Origin of the sequence: Geothrix fuzhouensis (assembly GCF_024609325.1) — a bacterium.
In the GTDB taxonomy this organism is placed as follows: Bacteria; Acidobacteriota; Holophagae; order Holophagales; family Holophagaceae; genus Geothrix; species Geothrix fuzhouensis.
Genome location: NZ_JANHMQ010000001.1, coordinates 318,073 through 343,573, shown reverse-complemented (window position 1 = coordinate 343,573; position 25,501 = coordinate 318,073). Strand labels below are relative to the sequence as shown.

Sequence of the window (25,501 nt, the reverse complement as noted above, 5' to 3'; positions counted from 1 at the left end):
CATCGTACCAGCGGAGGGTAGGATGATGGACACACCCCCACTCCGCACGGAGCTCCCATGCGCCTGTCCGTCCTCGTCCTCTTGACCCTGGTCCTTCCCGTGCGAGCGGGGGAGGTCCCGCGCCGCCCCGTCCATACCTACTCCATCGTGGCCCGGGATTCCGTCACAGGAGACTTGGGCGTGGCGGTACAGAGCCACTGGTTCTCAGTCGGCTCCTCGGTACCTTGGGCGGAAGCCGGCGTCGGTGTGGTGGCAACGCAGAGCTTCACCGATCCCACCTACGGCGCCCTTGGGCTGGCCCTCATGAAGGCCGGCAAGTCCGCGCCGGAGGCCCTGAAAGCCCTCCTGGCGGCGGATCCGGACCGCGAAGTGCGGCAGGTGGCCATGGTGGATGCCCAAGGACGCGCCGCGGCGCATACGGGCGCCAAGTGCATCCAGGCCGCGGGCCACGAGGTCGGCGAAGGCTTCACCGTCGAAGCCAACCTCATGGACAAGGCCACGGTCTGGCCGGCCATGGCCAAGGCCTTCCGCGCAGCCAAGGGCGACCTCGCGGATCGCCTACTGGCGGCCCTCCGCGCGGCCCAGGCCGAGGGCGGCGACATCCGCGGCCAGCAGAGCGCCGCCATCCTCATCGTGAAGGGCAAAGCCTCGGGCCAGCCATGGAACGATCGCCTCTTCGACCTGCGGGTGGAGGACAACCCGGATCCGCTCAAGGAACTGGGCCGCCTCATCCAGCTGCGCCGCGCCTATCGCCTCATGGACGAGGGTGACGGCTTCGTCACCGCCGCCAAGTGGCCCGAGGCCAAGGCCGCCTACGAGGCAGCCGCCAAGCTGGCCCCCGGCATCTGGGAGATGCCCTTCTGGCAGGCCGTGGCCCTGGCCTCCAGCGGCAAGCGCGACGAGGCCCTGCCCCTCTTCAAGCAGGTCTTCGCCGCCGAACCCTTCTGGAAGCGCCTCGTTCCCCGCCTCGCCGAGGTGGATCAACTGCCCAAGGATCCCGCCCTGCTCAAGGCCATCGAGGCACAGTAGGCTGCGGCTCAGTTTTCCGTGGGGCGATGCTCGGCCTTCGGCGCCAGGAGCATCCGCAAGCCGTAGAGTACGGCGCCAATGAGGATGAAGCTGTCGGCCACGTTGAAGGTCCAGTAGTGCCAGGTACCTAGGATGAAATCCAGGAAGTCCACCACGGCGCCCCGCACGAGACGGTCGAGGCCGTTGCCCATGGCGCCGCCGAGGATGAGGCCCAGGGCCACGCGGTCCCAGGTGGAGGTCCCCTTGGCCAGGAAGAGGCGGCCGAAATAGATCAGCGCCGCCAAGCCCGCCAGGCCGAACACGGCGAATCGGGCCACTTCCGGCAACCAGGTCAGGCTGCCGAAGATGGCACCCCGGTTGAAGTTCAGGGTCAGGTAGAAGAATCCCTTGATGACCGGCAGGGATTCGCCCTCACCCAGGGTCCGCAAAATCCAGGCCTTGGAGCCGATATCCGCGGCGAGGGCGGTGGCAGGAAGCAGCAACCAGAGAAGGCGTTTCACCCGGCCACCACCGTCGCACAGCGGGCGCAGAGCGCCGCGTCCTCACCCTTCCCCTGTCCGCCTTTGCGGTTCCAGCAGCGGGGACACTTGGTGCCCTGATGGGAGGCGACCGTCACGATGGGAGCGGCAGCTGCGCTCGAGCCTGCGATTCGAGCGATGGAAGAAACCACCAACAGGTCGTCCAGGGATTCGCCGAGGCCATCCAACTGGTCCCATTCCGCCTGATTCAAGGTGATCTCCACCGCCGCATCCAGGCTGGTGCCGATGGTCTTGGCAGCGCGGTGGGGTTCCATGGCCGCCTGAACGGCCTCCCGCACCTCCCAGAGCTTCTCCCACTTGGGATCAGTGGCAATGCTGCTGGCCTCGGGGAACCGCTGCTCATGCACACTGCCGGAGCAACCCGGGATCTGCTCCCAGGCCTCGTCGGCGGTGAAGCTCATGACGGGAGCCAGCAGGGTGCAGAGCCCCTTGGCGAGCTCCCAGCAGGCCTGGCGACAGCTGCGGCGGCGGGGCGAATCGAGAGCATCGCAGTAGAGACGATCCTTGATGATCTCGAAGTACCGGCCCGAGAGTTCGAGCTGGCAGAAGCTCAGGAGGGCCTGGGTGGCACGGAGGAACTCGAACCGGGTATAGGCGTCGCGCACCTCCTGGGCCATGCGGCCGAAGGCGTCCAGGACCCAGCGGTCCAGGGGCGCCAAGTCTCCAGGCGCCACCCCATCCTTCGCAGGATCGAAGTCCGCCAGGGCCCCCAGGAGAAAGCGCAGGGTATTGCGGGTCTTGCGGTAGGCATCGGCGCCGCGGTCGAGAATCTCCTTCGAGATGCGGATGTCCTCGCTGTAGTCACTGCTGGCGGCCCACCAGCGCAGGATGTCGGCACCCAGAGTCTTGAGGATCTCCTCGGGCGTGATGACGTTCCCAAGGCTCTTGGACATCTTCTGGCCCTTGCCGTCCAGAACGAAACCGTGGGTGACCACCTGCTTATAAGGCTTGGTACCGGTGGCGGCCAGGTTGAACAGCAGCGAGCTGTGGAACCAGCCCCGGTGCTGGTCTGAGCCCTCCAGGTAGATGAACTGGCTGTAATCCTCGCGATTCAGTTCCGGATGAGAGGCACACACCACGGAGGCGCTGACACCCGAATCGATCCAGACATCAAGGATGTCCGTCTCCTTCTGGAAGGCCGTGGATCCACACTTGCACCGGGCTCCGGCGGGCAGCAGAACCTCGACGGGCAGCTCGGACCAGGCTTCGATGCCGCCCTGCTCGATGGCGGCAGCGGCCTTCTCGAAAATCGAGTCGGCCACCAGGGGCTCTCCGCACGCCTCGCAGCGCAGCACGGTGATGGGGGTACCCCAGGCGCGCTGGCGGCTGATGCACCAATCGGGGCGGCCGGAGATCATGGCGTAGATACGGTTCTGGCCCTGGGCGGGCACCCACTGGGTCTGCTCCACGCCCTCGAGGCCAAGCTCCCGCAGGCTGCGGCCATTCCCCGCCAGTTCCGAATCCATGGTGATGAACCACTGCTCGGTGGCGCGGAAGAGGATGGGCGTCTTGGTGCGCCAGCAGTGGGGATAGCTGTGGGTGAGCGTCTCCTCGTGGAGCAGGGCACCGATCCGGCGCAGCCTGTCCACCACCAGGGGATTGCACTCGAAGATGTTCTTCCCCTCCAGCTCGGGATCGTTCACGGCCGGCAGGAACTTGCCATCGGGCCCCACCAGCTGCAGCAGACCCAGGTGGTGGGCGAGGTTGAAGTCGTCCACGCCGTGGTCCGGAGCTGTATGCACCAAGCCCGTGCCGGCGTCGGCAGTGACGTAGTCGCCGAGCAGCACCGGGCTGTCCCGGTCGATCCAGGGGTGGCGTGCCACGAGGGTCTGAAACTCCTTCCCCTTGCGGATCTCCACGGTGTGAAGTGGCAGGCCGAGCTTCTTCGCGAAGTCTTCCCGCAGAGTCACGGCCACGATGTAGTGGCGTCCGTCCGCACGGACCACGGCGTACTCCAGGTCCGGATGCATGGCCACGGCCAGGTTGCTGGGCAACGTCCAGGGCGTGGTGGTCCAGATGGGGAGGAACAGGGGCCTCGGTAGTTCCATGTGCTTCGCCGCGGCATCTGTCACCGGGAAGGCCACCGTGATGGCGGGGCTGGTCCTGTCGGCGTACTCGACCTCGGCTTCGGCCAGGGCCGTGCGGGCGCCGTAGCTCCAATGCACCACCTTCAGCTTGCGGGTGACGGAGCCGCTCTCGAAGAGCTTGGCCAGATGGCGCACCGTTTCAGCTTCGTATCGGGGATCCATGGTGACGTAGGGCTGTTCCCAGGCCCCCAGCACACCCAGGCGCTGGAACGCTGTGCGCTGAGTGTCGATCCACTTCTGGGCGTAGGCGCGGCACTTCTGGAGGAACTCGGCGCGGCTCAGCTCGCGGCGCTTGGGCCCCAGATCCTTTTCCACCGCGTGCTCGATGGGCAGACCGTGGCAGTCCCAGCCCGGCACGTAGGGGGACTCGTAGCCCTCCATCCAGCGGGACTTCACCACCACATCCTTGAGGATCTTGTTGAGGGCGTGACCCATGTGGATGGCGCCGTTGGCATAAGGCGGGCCATCGTGCAGCACCTCGCGCCCCCTGCCCTTTCCGGCCGCGTTGTCGGCCTTGCGCTTCGCCTCGATGCGGGCGTAAAGGTTTTCAGCCTTCCAGCGCTCCAAGCGCTTAGGCTCGCGCTGCGGCAGGTCGGCCTTCATGGGGAAATCGGTCTTCGGGAGGAAGACAGTGTATTTTTTGACCGGAGCTTGCTCGCTCATCGGCGCCCTCGTGCGTCGGAGGAGCGCACCCGAGCGCCCCTGAGGTTGAACTTTCAGTTCAGCACGGAAGGGCCTGTCTTCACAAGAGAAAGGGCCCGGAACCCGGGCCCTTTCCGTTCCTCATGGCGTCTCTAGAGCTGGCTCGTACAGTACTTGCAGCGGGTTGCCTTGAGGGGCACCTGCTCCAGGCAGGCGGGACACTCCTTGGTGGTGGGGGCGGCGACTTCCTTCTTCACAAACTTGCCCAGGAACTTGATCAACACGAGGAAGATCACGAGGGCGATGATCAGGAAGTTCACGGTGGCGCCGAGCACCGCACCGATGCGGAACTTGCCCAGGACCCATTCCTCCCATTTAATGTTGGCGGGGAGAACGATGGTCACCAGGGGCATCACGATGCCATCCACAAAGGCGGTGATGATCTTGCCGAAGGCGCTGCCCACGACCACGGCAATGGCCAAGTCGACTACATTGCCCTTCATGATGAAGGCCTTGAATTCGTCTCTCATGGACATGGCGTTGCTCCGGGATAAATAGGGCGGAGGCAATGAAGGCCCCCGCCCTTCATCAGCTACTTCTTGGGGGCCGCGTCCACGGTGTCCGTGGTGATCTGCCGCACCTCGGCCTTGCCGTCCTTCACCTTCACGTCGATCTCGACGCGGCGGTTCTTGGCTTGGCCTTCCTTGGTCTTGTTGTCGGCGATGGGCTTGTCAGGGCCCACACCCACCGTCGTGACCTTGGCAGCGGGGATGCCAGAGTCGATCAGGACCTTGGCCACGGCGTCAGCCCGGCGCTTGGACAAGGCCTTGTTCACGGCCTTGCTGCCCGTGGAAGAGGTGTGGCCACTGACTTCCAGGGTGTAGTCGCCGGGGTAGCTCTTGAGGCTATCAGCCACCTTCTGGATGGCGGTGGTGGCCGCAGGACCCAGATCCGCCTTGCCATTCGCAAAGTGCAGCACGGCTTCGTCTAGGACGATCTTGGCTGGCGGCGGCGGCACAGGCTTGGCCACTTCCTTCGGCGGCGCAGGAGCCGGCGGAGGCGGGGGGGGCGGCGGCGGAGCGACTGGCTCGGGTGCCGGCGCTGGCTCGGGAGTTGGAGGAGGAGGTGGCGGTACGGGCGCAGCCTTCCTGGCGCCGCCCCAGGTGTACCCGAGGCCCAGCGTGGCCAGATACTCGGTGCGGGACTCAGGCAGTTCCACCCGGACCGCCTTCGCGCTCAAATCGAGCATGAAGTGCTCGGCCAGTTTCCCCATGACGCCGAAACCGCCGTGGAAGTTGAGGCGGGTGGTGGCGTCGCTCTTGCCGGAGTAGGGGGATTCGACATTGGTGCCGCCAATGCCAGCGGCCAGGTAGGGATACCAGTTCTCCGCGCCGGGACGGAAGTTGAAGAGGCCCGAGGCCAGCAGATGCGTCTGCTTGGCCGAGCCGATCCCGAAGGGGTTGGGGTCAAGCTGCAGGTCGTTCTGCAGGGCGCGCAGATCGAGGCCCCACCGGTTGGTGTACCAGTGCCCCACACCAATTCCGTAGTGCAGCTTGTCCTTTAGGTTGGCGTCATTCTCGAAAACGGTCTGGCCGACATGGCCCATTACCCAGGCCTGGCCCTCCTGGGCGGATAGGGTGATCGCCGACCCCGCCAGTAGGAATAGGAGCGTTTTTTTCATGCTGCCTCCGCTGATTGTGATTAACATCACGCCACAAGTTAGTCCCGAACCGCATATTGCTTCAACAAAAAAAGACCCTACTTCATTTTTTATGCTGTTACCTAGAACCAACGGAGTATCGTCTGCCTATGTGAATAAACCGATGATTCAATCATTCATCCCGCGCCTGCGTCGGCCAAATCTGCCTTGAATCTCATACGGATTTGAGTCCTTAGCATCACATATTGACCTTCGGTAGAGCCAGGTCCCTACCCTCAGATTCTTTGGCACAACAGGCATGCCCGCCGCCCCCGTCTCCACGGTGGCGCCCTTGCACATGCACGGTCGCCACGGTTCCGGTGGTGCTGGTCTTCAACTCGTTCTGCATCCTCTTGGTATCGCCTGCGGCGATACGCAAGGCCTCCCCTTCAGGCCTCGGGCGCCACAACTGTGATGAGCGCTGCCCCCGTCTCCACGGTGGCGCCCTCTTGCACATGCACGGTCGCCACGGTTCCAGTGGTGCTAGTCTTCAACTCGTTCTGCATCTTCATGGCTTCCATCACGAGGAGGGTTTGGCCTTCCTGGACGGCGTCGCCCGGTTTCACGAGCAGCTTCACGATCTTGCCGGGCATGGGTGACAACAGTAGGCCACCCCCGGCCCCCGCACCGCCGGCACCGGCCAGCAGGGCTCTCCGAGGATCCACCAGGGCGAACTCGTAGGCACCGTCGTAGAGCATGGCACGGTAGGCGTGCGCCTCCGGATCCGGTGACTTGGCCTGGTCCAGGCGAACCTCCACCGAGCGGCCATCCAGAAGGATCGAGTAGCAGCCGGGTTCCAACTCGAGGATGTCGATGGGGTGGCTCTGCCCCTCCCAGACCAGCGTGGTGGCGCCGTCCTGGCGGAGGAGTTCCACCTCGTGGGAGTCCTTGCCGATGAGAAGGGTGCGTTTCATCTGATCCTCCCTACAACCGGTTGAACCGGCCCCAATGCCTCCAGGCATCGGGTTTCCCATCGGCGCTGGCGGCAGGCTGGGCGGCCCGGCGCTGTTCGGTTTCAAGCTCATGCAGCAATGCGGCGGCCACCGCGAATTTCAGGTCGGGGCCCTGCTGCTTCTTCTTCCAGAAGGGCTTGTCGAGCATGCCCGTGTGCAGTGCTCCCTCGCGGAAGGGCTCGTGCTCCATCAGCGCTTCGTGGAAGGCGATGTTGTGGCGGATGCCCCCGATGCGGTACTCGCCCAGGGCCGCGCGCATGCGCTCGATGGCCTCCAGGCGCGTGGGGCCCCAGGTGCTCAGCTTGCTGATCATCGGGTCGTAGAACATGGGAACTTCCGCGCCTTCGTAGACGCCGCCGTCGTCACGCACGTTGCGCCCGCTTGGCGTGCGCAGGAAGGTGATCTTCCCGGGACTGGGCATGAAATTCTTGTCGGGATCTTCCGCATAGACGCGGCACTCGATGGCCCAGCCATTCAGGGGGATCTCCTCTTGGCTCATGGGCAGCTTCTCGCCCTGGGCCACGAGGATCTGCCACTTCACCAGGTCGAGACCCGTGATCCATTCCGTGACGGGATGTTCCACCTGCAGGCGGGTGTTCAATTCCAGGAAATAGAAGTTGCGGTCGGCGTCCGCCAGGAACTCGACGGTGCCCGCACCCACATAGTCCACGGCCTTGGCCACCTTCAAGGCCGCCTCGCCCATGGCCTTGCGCATCTCAGGCGTCACGTGAGGGCTGGGGGCCTCCTCGATCACCTTCTGGTGGCGGCGCTGCACGGAACATTCCCGTTCGTGTAGGTAGACATGATTGCCGTGAGTATCCCCAAAGATCTGGATCTCGATATGGCGTGGCTGGAGGATGGCCTTCTCCACGTACACGCTGTCGTCGCCGAAGGACGACAAGGCCTCGCCCCGGGCCCGGGCCAGGGAGGAGGTGAATTCCTCGGCCTTGTGCACCAGCCGCATGCCCTTGCCACCACCGCCCATGGCGGCTTTGAGCATCACCGGGAAGCCGATCTTCTGGGAGGCCACGAGCAGTTCTTCGTCGGCCATGGTTTCCTGGATGCCCGGCACCACGGGGCAGCCCGCTTGCAGGGCGACGACTCGGGCGGCGGTCTTGGAGCCCATGCTCTCGATGGATTCGGGTCGCGGCCCGATGAAGGTGATGCCCGCGGCCGCGAAAGCCCGTGCCGCTCCTGCGTTCTCAGATAGGAAACCGTAGCCCGGGTGGACCGCGTCAGCGCCGCTGCGCTTGCAGACGTCCAGGATCTTCTCGAGCACCAGGTAGCTCTCCCGGGCCGCGGCCGGGCCAATGCAGTAGGCCTCATCCGCCATGCGGACGTGCAGGGCCCCTCGATCGGCTTCCGAGTACACCGCCACGGTGGGGATGCCCATTTCGCGGCAGGTGCGGATCACACGAACTGCAATTTCCCCGCGGTTCGCAATCAGGATCTTGGTCACGGTCATGGTTGGACCTCGGAATCGGGCATGATGGATGGCGATGCGATCCCTCAGACTAGCAAACCCGCTGTTCGCCATCACGCTCAGCTTCCTGGCAGTCCACTGCGGGCGGAAGGGCGACCCCGTCCCGCGACCCCGGGCGGCCGCCCAGGCCATGGAGGCCCGCCTGGAAGGGCTGCGGAAGGTCCGGCTGGTGCTGCCCTCCACAGACGTGAACGGGATCCCCCTGGCGGGCGTCGAGTCCCTGCGGGTGCTTTACCTGCCCCTGGGCCTCACGAAGCCCACCTCCGAAGAGGTCTTCACCCGGGGCGAGGTGGTGCTGGAGCGCCGCCGCCCGGACCTGCCGGGGCCCGGCGAGTCGCTCATCATGGATCTGAAGTCCCTGCAGCGGCCCCCGGGCTGGATCGTCGTCGTGGCTGTGCGTCTGGGCGAAGTGCCAGGGCGGCCCAGCGAGGTGCTCCCCTGGCTGGATCCAGCACTCTGAGGAGGGAGGGGCTTGGCTACTGGCCGTTCTTCTGGGCCTCGAGCCGGTGGCCCCACCATTCCACGACGGCCCGGGCCAGTTCGGCCTTGGGCAGGGGTCCGATGGCGGCCTGAGGACCCTGGGCCGTGACCGGCGTCAGGGTGTTGACCTGGGCTCCGAAAGCCCGGCCGTCCTGGATGTCGTTCACCAGGACCGCATCCAGGCCCTTCTTTTGCAGCTTGGCCGCGGCATGGGCCAGATGGTCCTGGCTTTCAGCGGCGAAGCCCAGGATCCACTGGCCGGGTCGCCGGACAGCGGAGAGCGTGGCGAGAATATCCGGGGTGCGGACCAGGATCAGGGTTTCGGGCCCGTCGCCTTTCTTGACCTTCTCCGGAGCCACAAGCTCGGGCCGCTGATCGGCCACCGCTGCCGCCCCCACCAGGCCATCGGCCCCAGCCCACCGGGCCTCACAGGCGGCCAGCATCTCCTGGGCGCTGCGGACGCGGACTGTCTCCACCCCCCAGGGCGCCGGAAGCTCGCCTCCCAGCACCAATTGCACCTCGGCACCCGCATCACGGAAGGCCCGGGCCAGCTCGATGCCCATGGTGCCGGTGCTCCGGTTGGTGAGGGTGCGAACCGGATCCAGGTCCTCGCGGGTGGGCCCCGCCGTGAGGAGCACCCGGCGTCCCGCCAGACCCCGGAGCTTCGGCGTGCCATGCATCAGGATGGCTTCGGCGATGGAAGCCACCTGCGCGAGCTTGCCCGAACCTTCTTCCCCGCAGGCCAGGATGCCGTCATCGGGATCCACCACCGCGTGGTCGAAGGAGCGCAACCGGGCGAGGTTGGCCTGGACGGCCGGGTGCGCCCACATCCCGGTGTTCATGGCCGGGGCCCACAGGATCGGCGCCCGGGTCGCCAGCAGCACGGTGCTGAGCAGATCCGAGGCCAAGCCGTTGGCGGCTTTCCCGATGATGTCGGCCGTGGCGGGCACCACCGCCACCAGCTCCGCCCAGCGGGCCAGCTCGATGTGTTCGATGCTCGGGTTCGCGCGCCACTCGCCTTGGTCGGGGTTGGCTCCATAGCAGGGTTCGGCGGTCAGGCTGCTGAGGGTGAGGGGGGTGATGAACCGTGCGCCTGCCTCGGTGAGAATGCAGCGGACCCGGTGGCCCTGGTTGGCCAGCAACCGGGCCAGATCGGCGGACTTGTAGGCGGCGATGCCGCCGGGGATGCCGAGGAGGATCTGCATCGGGGGGACTCCTGGAGCCCTCATCCTACTCCAGCCGCATTGCTTGAAGGCCTGGCAGGTGTTATGCTTCCTGGTTCGGAGTGGCCCATGACCCAACGCACCATCGTCCGTGTTCCAGAAGAAATCGCCAACAAGTACCGCTTCGTCGTCGTGGCGGGCAAGCGCTGCGATCAGCTCCAGCGCGGGGCCTTCCCCAAGGTCGAGGTGGTCGTTCCCGTGAACAAGCACGGGCAGGCCCAGGATGCACCCAAGCTCGCTTCATTCTGGGGGCAGGTGGCCATGGCCGAGGTTGAGGAGAACCGCATCGCCTTCGAGGAGCCCGAGATCATCACCATCGAGGACACGACGGTGGTCCCCATCTCCGGCGAATAGGCGACAGAGCCGGCGATCAGGCCCCTGGGTTCCCGGGGGCCTGATCATGTACCACCTGAATTTCCACGCATGATGAAATAACCCTTGCCAGACTCCGGCCGTGAGTCCCATCATTCAACATTCGTTGAATTGGACCCCTATGCCCCATGCCCCTCGCCCCCGCGGACCCAAACCCATTCGGATGGACCCGGACCGGATCCTGGATGCGGCCCAGGAGGTTTTTGCCCGGGATGGCCTCCGGGCGGCCAGCCTGCGCGCCATCGCCAAGCAGGCCGGCTGCGACCCGGCCCTGATCTACTACCACTTCGACAGCAAGGAGGCCATGTTCACCGCCCTGCTGGCCCGTCGCTTCCCTCCCATCCTCCAGGAGCTCGAGGTGGTGGCGGCGGCCGATGATCCGCGCCCCACCGCCCTCAGGCTCTGGGAGGTCGTCCGGATCTACCACCGGCACCTCAAGGCCGACCCGGCGATCCGGTCCCTCATCCGGGGCGAGATCGTGCGTGGCGCCGAGGGGCTCTCGGACCTCATCGAGGCACGAATCCGCCCCATCGTGATGGCCATCCGGAGCATCCTCGACCAGGGCGTCGCCCGGGGAGACCTGCGAGCGGACCTCCATACCCTGCTGGGCACCTTCTTTCTCGCGAGGATGCACCTCGAGATCCTCGACCTGCTGCCCACCGTGCTGCCCCGTCTCATGGGATTGCCCCATGACCAGGCCGTGGAGACCGGATTGCATGTCTGGTTCGACCTGTACTGGCGGGGCATCGCCCGGGATCCGCTCGCCCCCCTGCCGCCCCTGCCCGAGCTCACGGTTGACACGCCCGCCATCAAGGAGACCCGTCCATGAGACCGACTGACCGGCATCTTCCCATCGCCATGATGATTCTGCTCGGCGGAGCGGCCTTCCTGGCCACCGGCTGCGGGAGCCATCAGGCCGACCGCCTCAAGCTCTCGGGCAACATTGAAGTCATCCAGGTGGAGGCCAGCTTCCGGGTGGCGGGGAAAGTGATCGAGCGCCCCGTGGATGAGGGCCAGGTCGTCCAGGCAGGTCAGCTCCTGGCCCGGCTCGACGCCCGGGACCTGGAGCAGCAGGTGGCCATGCGCCGAGCGGATGCCGCGACGGCCAGGGCAGCCCTGGACGCCATGCTGGCGGGATCCCGCAAGGAGGAGATCGCCGCGTCCAAGGCCGCGCTAGAGCAGGCCCAGGCCGACCTCCGCCGGCTGGAGCCCGACGAGGCCCGCATCCGGGACCTTCAGCAGAAGGGCATCCTCTCGGTGCGCGACTACGAGGCCAGCCGGGCCTCCCTTGAGGCCGCCCGGGGCAAGGTCCAACAGGCTGACCAGCAGTATGCCCTGGTGCGGAAGGGCCCCCGGAAGGAAGACATCGACCAGGCCCGCGCGCGCTACGACCAGGCCCAGCAGGCCCTGGCCCTGGCGCAGACCCAGCTGGGCTACGCCACCCTCACGGCTCCGAGCGCGGGGGTGATCCTCTCCAAGAACATCGAGCCCATGGAGTACGTCTCGCCGGGCACGGCGGTCGTGACGATGGCGGATCTCAGCCAGGTCTGGCTGCGCGCCTACGTGGAAGAAACGGACCTGGGCCGCGTGAAGGTGGGCCAGAAGGCGTTCGTCACCTCCGACTCCTTCCCCGGGAAGCGCTACGAGGGCCGTGTGGCCTTCATCGCCTCCGAGGCGGAGTTCACGCCCAAGACCGTCCAGACCCGCAAGGAGCGCACGAAGCTGGTCTACCGCATCAAGATCGATATCCCCAACCCGGCCATGGAGCTCAAGCCCGGCATGCCCGTGGACGCCGAGATCACCCTGGACGTCCGGTGATGGAGACCGTTCGGACCCAGGCGCTCACGCGCCGCTTCGGCGAACTCGTGGCCCTCGAGCAGCTGACCCTAGCCGTGGAAGAAGGGGAGATCTTCGGGCTCGTCGGGCCGGACGGCGCAGGCAAGACCACCACCATGCGCCTGCTGACCGGGATCCTCGAGCCCAGCTCGGGCGAGGCGTGGGTCGACGGACTGCACGCCGTGCGGGACGCAGAGGCCATCAAGGACCGCATCGGCTACATGGCCCAGCGGTTCGGCCTGTACCCGGACCTCACCGTGCAGGAGAACATCGATTTCTACGCCGAGCTCTATGATGTCCCGAAGGCCGGCCGGAGCGAACGCCTGGAGCGGCTGCTGGCCTTCAGCAACCTCACCCCCTTCCGGCGCCGCTTGGCGGGCAACCTCTCCGGGGGCATGAAGCAGAAGCTCGGGCTAGCCTGCGCCCTCATCCACACGCCCCGGGTGCTCTTCCTGGACGAACCGACGAACGGGGTCGACCCGGTCTCCCGCCGGGATTTCTGGCGCATCCTCTACCAGCTCCAGCAGGAGCGCGTGACGATCTTCGTCTCCACGGCCTACCTGGACGAGGCGGAGCGCTGCAACCGGATCGGCCTGCTCCACCAGGGTAGACTCATGGCCTGTGACACCGTGGACGGCGTGAAGGGCCTGCTGAAGGGCGCGCTCCTGGAGGTCCAGTGCGAGTCCCCCCGTCGGGCTGCGGTCCTCCTGCGCGCCGGAAAGGTCGGCAGTGTGGCTCTCTTCGGCGACCGCGTCCATGTCCTGGCCGATGATGCGGATCGCGGGCGCGCCGCCGTGGAGGCGATCCTGCGCACGGAGGGACTCGCCTGCCATGCCGTGGACGTGATCGAACCCACCCTGGAGGACATCTTCACCTCAGCCCTGCCCAGCGGTGCCGCATGAACGCCGCGCCGGGCAGGTTCGCCGTCACGCTGCGGGACCTGGAACGGCGGTTCGGGGACTTCGTGGCCGTCAACCGCATCAGCCTCGACGTGCGCCAAGGCGAGATCTTCGGCTTTCTCGGGCCCAACGGCGCCGGCAAGTCCACCACCATCCGGATGCTCTGCGGGCTCCTGGAGCCCTCCGGCGGCCAAGGCACGGTCGCGGGCCTCGACATCCGCACCCAGCGGGAGGAGATCAAGCGCAGCATCGGCTACATGAGCCAGAAGTTCAGCCTGTACGACGACCTCACCGTGGAGGAGAACATCGACTTCTTCAGCGGCATCTACCGGGTGTCCAAGGAAAAGAAGGCCGAGCGGAAGACCTGGGTCCTGGACATGGCCCACCTCCAGGAGCATCGCCGCACCTTGACGGGCCTGCTGCCCGGCGGCTGGAAGCAGCGCCTGTCCCTGGGCTGCGCCCTGCTCCACGAGCCCCGGGTGCTCTTCCTGGACGAGCCCACCTCGGGCGTGGACCCCCTGAGTCGGCGGTCCTTCTGGGACCTCATCTACCAACTGGCCGGCGAGGGGGTGACGGTCTTCGTCACGACACACTACATGGAGGAGGCCGAGTACTGCGACCGCCTCGGCCTCATCTACCGGGGTGAGCTCGTGGCCCTGGGGACGCCGGGCGAGATGAAGGGCGGCCTCATGACCGACCAGGTGTTGCGCGTCTCCTGCGACCGCTCCCACGAGGCCCTGGGCGTGGCCGCGACCGTGGACGGCGTCCGGGATGCGGCCCTGTTTGGGCGGGACATCCACCTCATGACGGAAGACGCCGAAGCCCTCGCGCCCCGCCTCCGTCAGGCCCTCGAAGCAGCCGGTTTCCAGGTGGGGGCCGTGGAGCGCATCACGCCCTCCCTGGAGGACGTCTTCGTCTCCCTCATCGAGGCCCGGGACCGCGCCGACGGCGCGCAGAAGGAGTTCAAGGCATGAGCGGCCTCAACTTCCGCCGCCTCGTCGCCGTGGCGCGCAAGGAGTTCATCCACGTCCTCCGGGATCCGCGCGCTCTGGGCATCGCCATCGTGCTGCCCATGATCATGCTGATGATCTTCGGGTACGCCCTGACCATGGACCTGGACCGCGTGCCCCTGGCCGTCTGGGACCAGAGCCGCACGCCCCAGAGCCGGGAGCTGGTGAGCCGCTTCGAGGGGTCGCGGTACTTCTCCGTCGTGGCGCGGCCAGGCTCGTACGGAGAGGTGGAGGATACCCTCGCTCGGGGTCAGACGATGATGGCGCTGGTGCTCCCTGTCGAATTCGGGCGGCGGGTCGCCTCCGGCCGGAAGGTCCAGGTGCAGGTGCTGACCGATGGCAGCGACGCCAACACCACGACCCTGGCCATCTCCTATGCCGACGCCATCGTGCGGAACTACTCCCAGGAGATTCTGGTGGAGAAGGCACGGCAGCTGACGGGCCGGCCCCCCGCCCTGCCCCTGGACCTGCGCTTCCGGGCCTGGTTCAACACGGACATGGAATCCCGGATCTTCATCGTGCCCGGGCTCATCGCCGTGATCATGATGCTCATCGCCGCGCTGCTCACCTCACTCACGGTGGCGCGGGAGTGGGAGACGGGCACCATGGAGCAGCTCATCTCCACCCCGCTTCGCGGAAGCGAGCTGATCCTGGGCAAGCTCGCGCCCTACTTCGCCATCGGCATGGTGGATATGTTGCTTTCCGTGCTGGCCGGGCGCTTCCTGTTCGACGTGCCCATCCGGGGCAGCCTGCTGCTCCTGTTCGGCGTTTCCGCGGTCTATCTGGTGGGCGCACTCTCCCTGGGCATCCTCATCAGCGCCAAGGCCAAGACCCAGCTCCTGGCCAGCCAGTTCGCCTTCGTGGCGACCTTCCTCCCGGCCTTCCTGCTCTCGGGCTTCATGTTCGACATCGGCAACATGCCCAGGGCCCTGCAGGTGGTGACCTACCTCATCCCCGCCCGCTATTTCGTGGCCTTCCTGCGAGGCCTCTACCTCAAGGGGACCGGCCTCGCGCAGCTGTGGCCTGAGTGCCTGCTGATGGTCGCCTTCGGCGCCCTGATGCTCCTCGCCGCCGTCCGCACCTTCAAGAAGCGCCTGGCCTAGGAACCAATCCATGTTCGAACGCCTCTACCACATGCTAGTCAAGGAGTTCATCCAGGTCCTCCGGAATCCGAGGATGCGGGCCGTCTTGTTCGTCATGCCCGTGGCCCAGATCATCATCATCGGCTACGCGGTGAACACGGACGTGCGCCATGTGCCCATGGCCGTCTACGACCTGGACCGCACGCCAGCCACCCGCGATCTCATCGCCCGCTTCGAGGGCTCGGGGTGCTTCGATGTCGTCCGGCGGATCACCTCGGAGCCGGGGATCCAGAAGGTCCTGGATTCGGGAGAAGCCAAGGCCGTGCTGCGGCTCAACCGGGGTTTCGCCGAGGCCCTGTCCGGGGGCGGCACCGCCCAGGCCCAGTTCCTTCTGGATGGATCGGACTCGAACACCGCCAGCGTGGCGCTTACGTACGCCGCCAGGATCTCGGGCGACTTCAACCGGTCACTCCTGGAGCAGCGCTTCGCCCGCTCGGCCGGTGTGCGCCTGGACGCGGAACCCGTCACCCTGGCCACCCGCGCCTGGTTCAATGCCAACCTGGACAGCCGCAACTACTTCGTGCCGGGGGTCCTGGCCATGCTCGTGGCGGTGCTCTCGATCATCCTCTCCAGCATGTCCATCGTGCGGGAGCGGGAGGTGGGCACCATGGAGCAGATCATGGTCACGCCCATCGGGCGGCTGGAGTTCATCCTGGGCAAGACCATCCCCTTCGCGGTCATCGGCTTCGCCGACGTCGCCCTCATCGCCCTCATCACCGTTTTCTGGTTCAAGGTGCCCATGCTCGGCTTCCCGCCGGTCCTGTTCCTCGGCACGGGCCTGTACCTGCTGAGCACCCTCGGCGTGGGCTTGTTCATCTCCACCGTGAGTTCCACCCAGCAGCAGGCCATGATGACGGCGTTCTTCTTCATGCTGCCGGCCTTCATGCTCTCGGGCTTCGTCTATCCCATCGCCAACATGCCCAAGGTGGTGCAGCTGCTCACCTACCTGAATCCCCTGCGGTACTACCTCGTGATCATCCGGGGCGTGTTCCTGAAGGGGCTGGGTCTGGAGGTGCTCTGGCCCCAGATGCTGGCCCTGACCGCCCTCGGAACCCTCATGCTGCTGCTCGCGGCCGGGCGCTTCAGGAAGACCATGGGCTGAGCCTTCTTGGAAGTTTCAAGCGAACTGGTAGCTCTCCAGGCTGAGGCTGCCCAGCTGCCAGCCTTCGAAGATCGGCTCGGGAACGGCTTGGGCGGCGCCCAGCGCCACGAAGAGCGGATCCAGGTGTTCCGAGGTGGGTACGGACTCCGCCGCGCCGGGGGCGTTCCGCCAATCTGCGAGACCGGCGGTGTCCCCGGCCGCCAGGCGCTCCCGCACCCAGGTCTGGAAGGCCAGGGCCCAGGGCTCCGGCCCGGAGGCGTCCTGCCAGACCAGGCGACGGAGGTTATGCACCACGCCCCCACTGCCCAGGATCAGCACACCAGACTGGCGCATGGGCGCCAGGGCGCGGCCTGCGGCCAACAGCAGTTCCGGTGTCCGTGCCCGCGGGAGCGACAACTGCACCACGGGCACGTCCGCCTCCGGAAACAGATAGCGCAGGGGCACCCAGGCCCCGTGGTCGAGCGGGCGCTGATCATCCAGCCGAGCCTCCAGTCCCGCGGCACCGAGAAGACCCGCCGCCTCAGCGGCCAAGCCCGGCGCTCCGGGCGCGGGGTAGTTCAGGGTGTAGAGGGCTTCGGGAAAGCCTCCGAAGTCGTGCATGACTCCCGGAATCTCGGCCGAAGAGAGGCGGAACGGACCTTCAGCCTCCCAGTGGGCGGAACAGACCAGAATGCCCCGCGGTTTGGGCAGTTCGCGGCCGAGGGCGGCCACTGCATCGCCCCAGGGCCCGCCCTCCAAAGCGAGCATGGGTGAGCCGTGAGCGAGAAACAACGTGGGGAGAAGAGAGAACCTGGCCATGGAACAAGGATGGTTCCAAAATTTATGTGTTTCAACTTCTTTTTTCGAAACTTACCCCCTGCTTCTTCCCAACCGATTGGAGGGTAAGCTAAGGGAGATCAGCTACTGGAGCCCTCATTGAACCTCAGGCTTGGTGTGAACATCGATCATGTGGCTACCCTCCGGCAGGCCCGGGGGGGTCATGAGCCCGAGCCCGTGGCCGCAGCTCTGCTGGCGCAGAGTGCCGGCGCCCAAGGCATTACGGTCCATCTCCGAAGCGACCGCCGACACATTCAGGACCGGGACCTGCGCGTACTGAAGGAGGTCCTGGCGATCCCCTTGAATGTGGAATGCGCCGCCACACCCGAGGCCCTTGAGGCCATTGTCCCCTTCCGCCCCTCCTGGGTGACCCTGGTGCCCGAAAGCCGGGAGGAACTCACCACCCAGGGTGGCCTGGACGCCATCTTCCTTCAAGGCATGCTGCGTCCCGTCATTCGGGAGCTCCGCAGCGCTGATATCCGCGTGAGCCTGTTCGTGGACCCGGTGCTGGATCAAGTGAAGATGGCCGCCAAACTAGAGGCCGACGCTGTGGAACTGAACACGGGGACTTACAGCGATCTGCCCATGGATTCCGACGCCACCCTTGAGCTGGGCCGGATTCGCGACGCCGCCCGCCTGGGCAGCCGCCTGGGCTTGCGCCTCCTGGCTGGCCACGGTCTGAACCTTCAGAATGTGGGGCCCATCGCCGCTATTTCTGAAATCGAGGAGTTGAACATCGGCCACAGTCTCATCGGACGGGCCGTCCTCGTGGGGTTGGAACGTTCAGTGGAGGAGATGCTGGCGGCCATGGCGGAGGCCAGACCTTGAGTAATCTCCGCGGTACCTTGGAGAGCATTGCCCTTACCGATGTGCTCCAGCTCCTGCACGTCAACCGGAAAACGGGCATGCTCCAGGTGACCTCTGGGAAGACGAGCGGTGTTCTCTACCTTTCGAGTGGCGAGGTAATTCACGCCGAGACTGTTTCGGCTCGAGGCGAGACCGCTGCCTTCGAGATCCTTGAGTGGGTCGCCGGCCACTTCGAGTTTCTCGCCACCCAGATCCAGGTCCCCGCTTCGATCCGCCGCACGGTGCAGGACCTGCTCATGGATTCCGCGCGCCTCCAGGACAGCCGGAGGCGCCTCCATGGAATCTTCCCCAGACTGACCGCGGTGCCCTGGCCCACCATGCGTCCGCCCCAGCTCCTGGAAGGCATCAAGGTCTACGCCGAGGACCGCCGGATCATGCCCTTCTTCGACGGCTATCGCAATTTCCAGGAGATCATGGCCGCCACGGGACAGAACGATGTCGCTGTGCTTCAGGCGGCCTCCCTGCTCAAGGAGGCGGGCCGACTCGAGGTGCTGGAACCGGACGCCCATGTCACCGTCGCAGAACTGAAGACCGGTCTCTTCAAGAAGGCCGATCACCTGGGGCTGCCCAAGGCCATTGAGGGTTGGTGGACCGTGCTCGGCCCCTACCGCCATGGCATCGACAATCTGCGGGTCATCTGGCCCAAGGGGCCCGCCGTCGAGCGAGTCGAGTTCCTGTCCGACCTCCCCGAGAAGCATGTCGGCATCCCCCGAGAGCTCATGCAGGCCTGGGGGCTGTCCGAAGGCGCCCATGTGAAGGTGCGGCCCGCCCCCTGAAGGGAATCGGACCCCGGATCAGACCAGGACGATCTCCAGTTCGCCAATACCCTCGATGCCGCAGCGTACCCGGGCCCCGCGGACCAGCGCCCCCACACCAGCGGGCGTGCCGGTGAAGATGAGATCGCCGGGTGCCAGGGCCACGTAGGCCGACAGGTGGGCGATCACTTCGGCCACGTTCCAGGTCATCTGCGCCAGATCGCCGCGCTGCCGGTCGACGCCGTCCACCGATAGCCAGATGGCGCCAGCAACCGGATGGCCGCACCGCGAGGCCGGCATCACCGCCGACACGGGCGCCGACTGGTCGAAGCCCTTGGCCATCTCCCAGGGCTGGCCCTTGTCCTTGTACTTGGCCTGGAGGTCCCGGCGGGTGAGGTCGATGCCCACGGCATAGCCATAGACGCAGTCCAGAGCCTTCCCCGCGGGGATGTCCCGCCCGCCGCTGCCCAGGGCCACCACCAGTTCCACCTCGTGGTGCAGGTTCGAGGTCATGGGCGGATAGGCGATCTCGCCGCCGAGCGGCACCACGGCATCCGAGGGCTTCCCGAAAAAGAAGGGGGGATTCCGCTCCGGATCTCCGCCCATCTCCCGGACGTGGTCCGCGTAGTTCTTCCCCACGCAATGAACCCTCCGGATGGGGAACTGGGCGTCGGAATCCACGATGGGAAGGGCCGCAACGTGCGGTGCGGGGATGACGAATGCCATGACGGAACTCCTAGCCTTTCGCCCTGGGGTGGGCCTTTTCGTAGGTGCGGGCCAGCTCTTCGAGGCCCAGATGAGTGTAGCGCTGGGTGGTGCTCAGGCTCGCATGGCCCAGCAGTTCCTGGATGGCGCGCAGGTCCATGCCGCGGTTCAGCAGGTGGGTGGCGAAGCTATGCCGCAGCGCGTGCGGACTGATCCGCGAGCGCACCGCCGCCGCCTCCAACGCGGATCGCAAGAGCGCACGCACGCTTGTGGGCGTGAGCCGGCCGCCTCGTTGGTTGAGGAAGAGGGCCGGACTCGGCGGCAGCTCCTTCTGGGCGAGGAACGCGGATCTTAACCCGAGGTAGGCATCCAGGATGCCGGCGGCCTGCGCGTGGTAGGGAACCAGCCGCTCCTTGCGCCCTTTGCCCAGCACTCGCAGAGCACGCTCAGCCACCAGCAGGTCCTGAAGATCGAGGCCCACCAATTCCGAGACGCGCAGGCCCGAGGCGTAGAGCAGCTCCAGCAGGCAGGCCAGGCGAGCGGAGGGAAAGTCCACGGCCGGTGGAAGATCCAGCAAGGCCTGGCTCTCGCCCTCCGTGAGAAAGGCGGGCAGACGCTTGGGCTGCTTCGGATTCCGCAGGCCAGACGCGGGATTTTTCGGAAGGCGCCGGGTCTCCCACAGCCAGCGGAAGAAGGTGCGCGCCGTAGAGAGGACGCGGGCCTGGCTGGCGGGATCCAGGCCGCGATCGCCCAGTTCCAGCGCAAAGCCGCGCAAGGTGCGGGGGCTGACATCCCAACCTACCCAGAGACAACGTACGGCATGGTCCAGGAGTTTTTCCAGGTCGCCTCGCTGCGCACGCGCCGTATGCGGAGACACACCGCGCGCGCGCTGCTCCAGGTGGAAGGCTTGGATGCCTTCCGCCAGCAGTGCTGCGCCTTCCCCTGTTACCATGGTCCCCACATCCCCAAGTGTTTCGGAGTCATTGTGGCGCAGCCCATCGAGACCATTGCCCAGCTTTTCTATGCGGCAGCGGAAAGAAACCTCCCGGACGCCCTGGCGTCGAAACGGAACGGGGTCTATGTGCCCATCTCCCACGCGGAGCTGGTGGCCATGGTGGAGCGGCTGGCGCTGGCCATGGCGGCGCGCGGACTCAAGCCCGGTGACCGGGTGGCCTTCATGTCCGAGAACCGCCCGGAATGGGCCATCGCCGATTTCGCCTGCGCCATCCAGGGCATTCCGGATGTCACCATCTACGCAACGCTGAACAGCGAGCAGGCGGCTTACATCCTCCGCGACAGCCAGTCGCGATGGGCGATCTGCTCTGATCGCGGCCAGCTGGACAAGGTGCTCGAGCGCTGGGAGGAACTGCCGGATCTCGAAGCCGCAGTGTTGATGGACGGCGACCTTCCCACGGGCACGAACAGGACCCTGCTCCTTTGGTCGGACCTGCTGCGCGAAGGGGAAGCCATGGAGGCCCGCCGTCCCGAGGTACGCACCTGGGGCGAGCAGCGGAAAGCCTCCGACCTCCTCACCTTGATCTACACGTCGGGCACCACGGGCGATCCCAAGGGCGCCATGCTCACCCATGGCAACCTCGTGTCCAACGTCCTCGCGGCCAGGGCCACGGTGACCAACATCGGAGAGAACGAGCGGGCCCTGAGCTTCCTCCCACTTACGCACGTCCTCGAGCGCATGGCGGGCCATTTCCTGTGGTTCCACGCGGGTGCCTCGATCTACTACGCCGAGAGTGTCGCCACTGTCGCGGCCGACATGCTGGAGGTCCGGCCCACGCTCATGGCCTCGGTCCCCCGTATCTACGAGAAGATCTTCGCGAAGATCTACGACACCGTGTCCGCAGGCGGCTTCCTCAAGCGCCTGATCTTCCACTGGGCCATGCTGGCTGGTCGGCAGGCGGTCCCCTATTTGTTGAAGGGGGAAGAACCGCCCTCATGGAAGGGCATGTGGTACCGCACCGCGAAGGCCGTCGTCTTCGAAAAGATCCGCCAGCGCACCGGCGGCCGGATGAAGATCGCCATCAGCGGGGGCGCACCCCTGGGTGGCAAGATCATGGAATTCTTCTGGATCCTCGGGCTGCCCATCCTCGAAGGCTACGGCCTCACTGAAACCAGCCCAGTCATCACCGTGAACCGCCTGGGCGAGGTCATGCCCGGCTGCGTGGGACGCCCGCTGTACACGGAATGGAATGACAAGCCCTTCGTGAAGATCGCGGAGGATGGCGAAATCCTCTGCCAGGGCCCGAACGTCATGATTGGCTACTGGAACAACGAGACAGCCACCCGGGAGGCCATCGACGCGGACGGCTATTTCCACACCGGCGACATCGGTCATTTTGATGATCAAGGGCGCCTCTACATCACGGACCGCAAGAAGGAACTCATCGTCACCAGCGGCGGCAAGAAGGTGGCTCCCCAGCCCATCGAGAACCTGCTCAAGGTGGACAAGTACATTTCCCAGGCCGTGCTCATTGGCGACCAGCGGAACTTCATCAGTGTCCTCATCGTGCCGAACTTCGACAGCCTTGTCCGCTGGGCCGGCTACAAGAAGATCGCCTTCAAGAACCACGCCGACCTCATCCGAAACCCCCTGGTATTCGCCAAGATCGGCAGCCGCGTCGAACGCATCAACGAGCGCCTGTCGCACTACGAGCGCATCAAGAAGATGGTCCTCCTCCCCGAGGAGATGACCCTTGAGGGTGGCCAGCTGACGCCTTCATTGAAGGTGAAGCGTCGCGTCGTCAATCAGATGTACGCCAAGCAGATCGAGTCGATGTACCAGGAGCCCAAGGCCTGATCCTGCGGACCAACGCTCAGGTGCGGCCTTGTTTGGCCAAGTAACGCCGCACGGCCTCTTGCGTCTCCGGGAGCTTCATCCCAGCCTCAGCAGCGATCCGCATGGCTTCGGAGACAGGCATCCCCTTCTCGATAACCAGCCAGGGACACACGGCTGCGGCTGCGCGGTTGCCGTTGTTGCAGTGGACGACCACCTTCGAGCCCTTCGGCAGGTCCCGCAGCACGGACCTCAGAAAATCGAAATCCGAGGCAGGGGGTGTCTTGCTGATGGCGTACCGCATGTAGTGAATCCCCAGTTCCTGCAGGCGGGAGGATTCAGACTGGCAGTCCAGGTCAGGCTCGTCGTCCCGGCGGAGGTCGATGACGTGGGTGATGTGCTCCTTCTTCATGGCCGCGCAAGTCGCGGGACTCGGTGAGCCTTTCAGGACGAAGACGCCCGAACGCACCTCCACGGCGTTCGGTATCGCCGATTCCTCAGCCTGGAGCACGAGGGCCGGGAGCAGCAGGAACAGAGTCCGATACATGGAATCCTCCGCGACAACGCCTGGCAATCCAGGCTGGTTCGCGGAGACCACCGGAGAGGCCTTCGGCTGCGGAGCCAAGGCCCGGGCGGGCGGGTCTCCACAGTTCTTAATGTAGGCCTTTGGGTCAGCTATTCAATGCCAGGCGTCACACTGTCCTGGAAAAAGGCGTTTTGGCACTGAGCTTGGCCAGATAGGCATCGAAAGGCTGCACCAGGTTGCGGACGAACCGCCGTCCCAGATCCGTGATGAAGATGCCTTCGGGACGCAGGTCCACGGTGCCCTGGGGCACCTCCGCCTGGAGCTCGGTGACCGCGTCGGCGAAGAGGACGGGCCCATCTACGCCGAACCGCTCCTTCAGGTCGGTCCACTTCAGCTCGAAGTGCCCCATGAGGTGGTGGATCACCCAGCGGCGCAGCTCGTCGTCCTCGGATAGGCGGTGGCCCTTGTGGACCGCCAGGTGACCGTCCGTGATGCTGCGCTCCCACTTGGCGAGGATCTTCTCGTTCTGGGCATACACCCCGGCCACGTTGGAGATGGCACTGGGGCCGAAGCCCACCAGGTCCGTGCCCGCCTTCACGGCGTAGCCCATGAAGTTGCGGATGAGCTTGCCCTCAAGCACGGCCTTGGCCATGGGATCGTCCGGGTGGGCGAAGTGGTCCATGCCGATGGCGACGTAGCCGGCCTTTTCCAGGATGTCCGAGGCCAGCAGCAGCAGATCCAGGCGCAGGTCCGGGGTAGGCAGGGTCTCCTCGGGGATGCTCCGCTGGAAAGGCATGATGCTGGGCAGGTACGCGAAGCCGTAGATGGCCATGCGATCCGGCGACAGCTCCAGGGTGGATTCCAGCGTGCGGCGGAAGGTGTCCATGGTCTGGCCCGGCAGCCCGTAGACCAGGTCCAGGTTCACGCCTTCGAAGCCCAGGTCCCGGCACTGCTTCATGGCCGTCAGGGTGTGGGCCCAGGTCTGGCCGCGAGTGATGAGCGCCTGCACGTTCTCGTCCAGATCCTGCACGCCGAAGGACACGCGATTGAAGCCCAGCTCACGGAGGGCCGGCAGCTGATCGGGCTCCAGGAAGGTGGGATCGACCTCGATGGCGATCTCGGCGCCGGGCTGGAACTCGAAGCGCTCCTTGAACAGATTGAACGTGCGCTTGAGGTCGGCCGCTTTCAGATACGTCGGCGTGCCGCCACCCCAATGGAGCTGAAGCGCCTTGCGACGGTCCGGCAGGCGGGAGCAGACCAGGTCCAGTTCCTTGGTCACCGCGGCCAGGTAGGCCTCCACGGGGTCGTACTGGGGGCTCACCACCACGTTGCAGCCGCAATAAGCGCAGCGACGGGGACAGAAGGGAATGTGGAGGTAGAGCGACAGCGCCTCGTCCTGGCGGGCATTGGCGCGCTCCAGGGCTGAGAGGACCTCGGGCTCCGGGAAGTCGTCGGACCAGACCGGAGGCATGGGGTAGCCCGTGTAGCGCGGGCCAGGCCGGTCGTAGCGGCGGATGAGATCGGCGAGCTGGTTCATGCCTTCACCTCGTCAAGGACGGCTGCCACCACGGCGGGATCGGTCTCGGGCACCAGCCCGTGGCCGAGGTTGAAGATGTGGGGGTGGCCCTTCATGGCGTCCACGATGGCGCGGGCCTTCCGTTTGGCGGTATCCGCCCCGGCAAGCAGCGCAATGGGATCCAGGTTGCCCTGGAGCACCATCTTCGGGAAGCGGCGGCGGGCCTCGCTGATGGGGACCTGCCAGGGCACGGCCAGCCCCTTGCAGGGCAGGTTGTTCAACGAATCCGGCAGGTAGCCAGTGCGGGCGAAGAACAGCGTAGGGGCGACCGTCACCTGGGATAGCGTGCGCTCCACGGAAGGCAGGGCGAAGGTCGCGTAGTCATCGGCGTCCAACTCACCGGCCCAGGTGTCGAAGAGCTGCACGCCCTGGGCACCGGCCTCGATGTGCAGGTTCAGCAGGCGGGCAGCGGCGTCCGCCAGCTTGTCCATCCACTTCTGGGCCAGCACCGGATTCTGGTGGATGAAGGCCTTGGCCTTCGACCAGCTCTTGCTGCCCTTGCCTTCGATGCCGTAGGCCAGCAGGGTCCAGGGGGCGCCCGCGAATCCCAGCATGGTCACCTTGGGCGGCAGATTCGCTTTCACCTTGCGGATGGCGTTGCAGACGGGCTCGAAGACCTTTTCGTCCAGAGGGCGGTTGATGTCGATCTGGTCCAGCGTCTTGCCGATGCGCGGCCCGCCCTCGGGAATCGTCACCTCGCAGCCCAGGGCGTCCAGGATCACCAGGATGTCGCTGAAGATGATGGCACCGTCGATCTGCGGAAACCGGCGGATGGGCTGGAGCGTCACCTCCGCGGCCAGGTCCGAGTCATTGAGCAGCTGTTCGAACGTGACCTTGGCCCGCACCTCGCGGTACTCCGGTAGGAACCGCCCGGCCTGGCGCATGAACCACACCGGGGGCTTGTCGAGGGTTTCGCCATTCAGGACGCGGAGGAGGGGCTGAGTCATCACATCACCAAAAACATGTCATCAC

General features: G+C 65.9%; 26 protein-coding genes. 13 read left to right on the top strand and 13 right to left on the bottom strand.

Annotation, left to right across the window (positions count from 1 at the left end):
* The first annotated feature begins 57 nt into the window (after window positions 1-57).
* Window positions 58-1,029: a DUF1028 domain-containing protein gene (locus NOV74_RS01610; RefSeq protein WP_257308688.1), complete on the top strand. Its 972-nt coding sequence runs from the start codon at window positions 58-60 to the stop codon at window positions 1,027-1,029.
* Window positions 1,030-1,037: 8 nt separating this feature from the next.
* Here NOV74_RS01610 and lspA read toward each other — a convergent pair whose 3' ends face one another.
* The 4 genes from lspA to NOV74_RS01590 all read right to left on the bottom strand — a co-directional run bounded on the left by lspA (window position 1,038) and on the right by NOV74_RS01590 (window position 5,978).
* Window positions 1,038-1,529 carry a signal peptidase II gene (gene lspA / locus NOV74_RS01605; protein WP_257308686.1) on the bottom strand — a complete coding sequence of 164 codons (492 nt, stop codon included), beginning with the start codon at window positions 1,527-1,529 and terminating at the stop codon, window positions 1,038-1,040.
* On the bottom strand, window positions 1,526-4,318 hold the full coding sequence (ileS, locus tag NOV74_RS01600) for an isoleucine--tRNA ligase (protein ID WP_257308685.1): 2,793 nt from the start codon (window positions 4,316-4,318) through the stop codon (window positions 1,526-1,528). Before ileS ends, lspA begins: the two co-directional genes overlap by 4 nt.
* A gap of 131 nt (window positions 4,319-4,449) precedes the next feature.
* Window positions 4,450-4,833 (bottom strand): large conductance mechanosensitive channel protein MscL, encoded by a 384-nt coding sequence (mscL, locus tag NOV74_RS01595; RefSeq protein WP_257308684.1) that lies wholly within the window; start codon window positions 4,831-4,833, stop codon window positions 4,450-4,452.
* 56 nt (window positions 4,834-4,889) lie between these two features.
* Window positions 4,890-5,978 (bottom strand): OmpA family protein, encoded by a 1,089-nt coding sequence (locus tag NOV74_RS01590; RefSeq protein WP_257308683.1) that lies wholly within the window; start codon window positions 5,976-5,978, stop codon window positions 4,890-4,892.
* On the opposite strand from NOV74_RS01590, the gene NOV74_RS01585 reads away from it, so the two are divergent.
* Window positions 5,977-6,168 carry a hypothetical protein gene (locus NOV74_RS01585; RefSeq protein ID WP_257308681.1) on the top strand — a complete coding sequence of 64 codons (192 nt, stop codon included), beginning with the start codon at window positions 5,977-5,979 and terminating at the stop codon, window positions 6,166-6,168. The two genes, NOV74_RS01590 and NOV74_RS01585, sit on opposite strands and share 2 nt — an antisense overlap.
* 217 nt (window positions 6,169-6,385) lie before the next feature.
* Here the strand turns inward: NOV74_RS01585 and NOV74_RS15275 are convergent, their stop codons facing one another.
* Together NOV74_RS15275 and NOV74_RS01575 are read right to left on the bottom strand one after the other, a co-directional pair.
* Window positions 6,386-6,910, bottom strand: coding sequence for an acyl-CoA carboxylase biotin carboxyl carrier protein subunit (locus NOV74_RS15275; protein ID WP_306672256.1), 525 nt, complete (start codon window positions 6,908-6,910; stop codon window positions 6,386-6,388).
* A 10-nt stretch (window positions 6,911-6,920) separates the two neighbouring features.
* Complete coding sequence (locus tag NOV74_RS01575) at window positions 6,921-8,414, bottom strand: acetyl-CoA carboxylase biotin carboxylase subunit (RefSeq protein WP_257308680.1); 1,494 nt, start codon at window positions 8,412-8,414, stop codon at window positions 6,921-6,923.
* A gap of 34 nt (window positions 8,415-8,448) precedes the next feature.
* Here NOV74_RS01575 and NOV74_RS01570 point away from each other — a divergent pair, with 34 nt between their 5' ends.
* The gene (locus tag NOV74_RS01570) at window positions 8,449-8,892 is read left to right on the top strand and encodes a hypothetical protein (protein WP_257308679.1); all 444 of its coding nucleotides are present in this window, start codon (window positions 8,449-8,451) and stop codon (window positions 8,890-8,892) included.
* Window positions 8,893-8,908: 16 nt separating this feature from the next.
* Here the strand turns inward: NOV74_RS01570 and coaBC are convergent, their stop codons facing one another.
* Entirely contained in the window at window positions 8,909-10,117 is a 1,209-nt protein-coding gene (gene coaBC / locus NOV74_RS01565) for a bifunctional phosphopantothenoylcysteine decarboxylase/phosphopantothenate--cysteine ligase CoaBC (protein ID WP_257308678.1), read from the bottom strand.
* 87 nt (window positions 10,118-10,204) lie between these two features.
* Here coaBC and NOV74_RS01560 point away from each other — a divergent pair, with 87 nt between their 5' ends.
* The 7 genes from NOV74_RS01560 to NOV74_RS01530 all read left to right on the top strand — a co-directional run bounded on the left by NOV74_RS01560 (window position 10,205) and on the right by NOV74_RS01530 (window position 16,496).
* Window positions 10,205-10,489, top strand: coding sequence for a DNA-directed RNA polymerase subunit omega (locus tag NOV74_RS01560; RefSeq protein ID WP_243315126.1), 285 nt, complete (start codon window positions 10,205-10,207; stop codon window positions 10,487-10,489).
* Window positions 10,490-10,670: 181 nt separating this feature from the next.
* Complete coding sequence (locus NOV74_RS01555; RefSeq protein ID WP_257308677.1) at window positions 10,671-11,336, top strand: TetR/AcrR family transcriptional regulator; 666 nt, start codon at window positions 10,671-10,673, stop codon at window positions 11,334-11,336.
* Window positions 11,333-12,325 (top strand): HlyD family secretion protein, encoded by a 993-nt coding sequence (locus tag NOV74_RS01550; RefSeq protein ID WP_257308676.1) that lies wholly within the window; start codon window positions 11,333-11,335, stop codon window positions 12,323-12,325. Before NOV74_RS01555 ends, NOV74_RS01550 begins: the two co-directional genes overlap by 4 nt.
* Complete coding sequence (locus tag NOV74_RS01545; RefSeq protein ID WP_257310545.1) at window positions 12,325-13,245, top strand: ABC transporter ATP-binding protein; 921 nt, start codon at window positions 12,325-12,327, stop codon at window positions 13,243-13,245. The genes NOV74_RS01550 and NOV74_RS01545 overlap by 1 nt, the downstream gene beginning before the upstream one ends.
* On the top strand, window positions 13,242-14,216 hold the full coding sequence (locus NOV74_RS01540; RefSeq protein ID WP_257308675.1) for an ABC transporter ATP-binding protein: 975 nt from the start codon (window positions 13,242-13,244) through the stop codon (window positions 14,214-14,216). The genes NOV74_RS01545 and NOV74_RS01540 overlap by 4 nt, the downstream gene beginning before the upstream one ends.
* Window positions 14,213-15,355: an ABC transporter permease gene (locus NOV74_RS01535; RefSeq protein ID WP_257308674.1), complete on the top strand. Its 1,143-nt coding sequence runs from the start codon at window positions 14,213-14,215 to the stop codon at window positions 15,353-15,355. The genes NOV74_RS01540 and NOV74_RS01535 overlap by 4 nt, the downstream gene beginning before the upstream one ends.
* A gap of 10 nt (window positions 15,356-15,365) precedes the next feature.
* Complete coding sequence (locus NOV74_RS01530; protein ID WP_257308673.1) at window positions 15,366-16,496, top strand: ABC transporter permease; 1,131 nt, start codon at window positions 15,366-15,368, stop codon at window positions 16,494-16,496.
* Between the two features lie 15 nt (window positions 16,497-16,511).
* Here the strand turns inward: NOV74_RS01530 and NOV74_RS01525 are convergent, their stop codons facing one another.
* Entirely contained in the window at window positions 16,512-17,294 is a 783-nt protein-coding gene (locus NOV74_RS01525) for a DODA-type extradiol aromatic ring-opening family dioxygenase (RefSeq protein ID WP_257308672.1), read from the bottom strand.
* Window positions 17,295-17,411: 117 nt separating this feature from the next.
* Between NOV74_RS01525 and NOV74_RS01520 the strand changes: the two genes are divergently transcribed.
* Window positions 17,412-18,140: a pyridoxine 5'-phosphate synthase gene (locus NOV74_RS01520; RefSeq protein ID WP_257308671.1), complete on the top strand. Its 729-nt coding sequence runs from the start codon at window positions 17,412-17,414 to the stop codon at window positions 18,138-18,140.
* On the top strand, window positions 18,137-18,955 hold the full coding sequence (locus NOV74_RS01515; RefSeq protein WP_257308670.1) for a DUF4388 domain-containing protein: 819 nt from the start codon (window positions 18,137-18,139) through the stop codon (window positions 18,953-18,955). The genes NOV74_RS01520 and NOV74_RS01515 overlap by 4 nt, the downstream gene beginning before the upstream one ends.
* An 18-nt stretch (window positions 18,956-18,973) precedes the next feature.
* Here the strand turns inward: NOV74_RS01515 and NOV74_RS01510 are convergent, their stop codons facing one another.
* Together NOV74_RS01510 and NOV74_RS01505 are read right to left on the bottom strand one after the other, a co-directional pair.
* Window positions 18,974-19,660 (bottom strand): fumarylacetoacetate hydrolase family protein, encoded by a 687-nt coding sequence (locus tag NOV74_RS01510; RefSeq protein ID WP_257308669.1) that lies wholly within the window; start codon window positions 19,658-19,660, stop codon window positions 18,974-18,976.
* A 10-nt stretch (window positions 19,661-19,670) separates the two neighbouring features.
* Window positions 19,671-20,591, bottom strand: a complete 921-nt coding sequence (locus tag NOV74_RS01505; protein ID WP_257308667.1) for a tyrosine-type recombinase/integrase — start codon at window positions 20,589-20,591, stop codon at window positions 19,671-19,673.
* 33 nt (window positions 20,592-20,624) lie between these two features.
* Between NOV74_RS01505 and NOV74_RS01500 the strand changes: the two genes are divergently transcribed.
* Window positions 20,625-22,451 (top strand): AMP-dependent synthetase/ligase, encoded by a 1,827-nt coding sequence (locus tag NOV74_RS01500; protein WP_257308666.1) that lies wholly within the window; start codon window positions 20,625-20,627, stop codon window positions 22,449-22,451.
* Window positions 22,452-22,467: 16 nt separating this feature from the next.
* Here the strand turns inward: NOV74_RS01500 and NOV74_RS01495 are convergent, their stop codons facing one another.
* The 3 genes from NOV74_RS01495 to hemE all read right to left on the bottom strand — a co-directional run bounded on the left by NOV74_RS01495 (window position 22,468) and on the right by hemE (window position 25,476).
* Window positions 22,468-22,974: a dual specificity protein phosphatase family protein gene (locus tag NOV74_RS01495; RefSeq protein WP_257308665.1), complete on the bottom strand. Its 507-nt coding sequence runs from the start codon at window positions 22,972-22,974 to the stop codon at window positions 22,468-22,470.
* Between the two features lie 145 nt (window positions 22,975-23,119).
* Entirely contained in the window at window positions 23,120-24,490 is a 1,371-nt protein-coding gene (hemN, locus tag NOV74_RS01490) for an oxygen-independent coproporphyrinogen III oxidase (RefSeq protein ID WP_257308664.1), read from the bottom strand.
* Window positions 24,487-25,476, bottom strand: coding sequence for a uroporphyrinogen decarboxylase (gene hemE, locus NOV74_RS01485; RefSeq protein ID WP_257308662.1), 990 nt, complete (start codon window positions 25,474-25,476; stop codon window positions 24,487-24,489). Before hemE ends, hemN begins: the two co-directional genes overlap by 4 nt.
* Window positions 25,477-25,501: the final 25 nt, after the last annotated feature.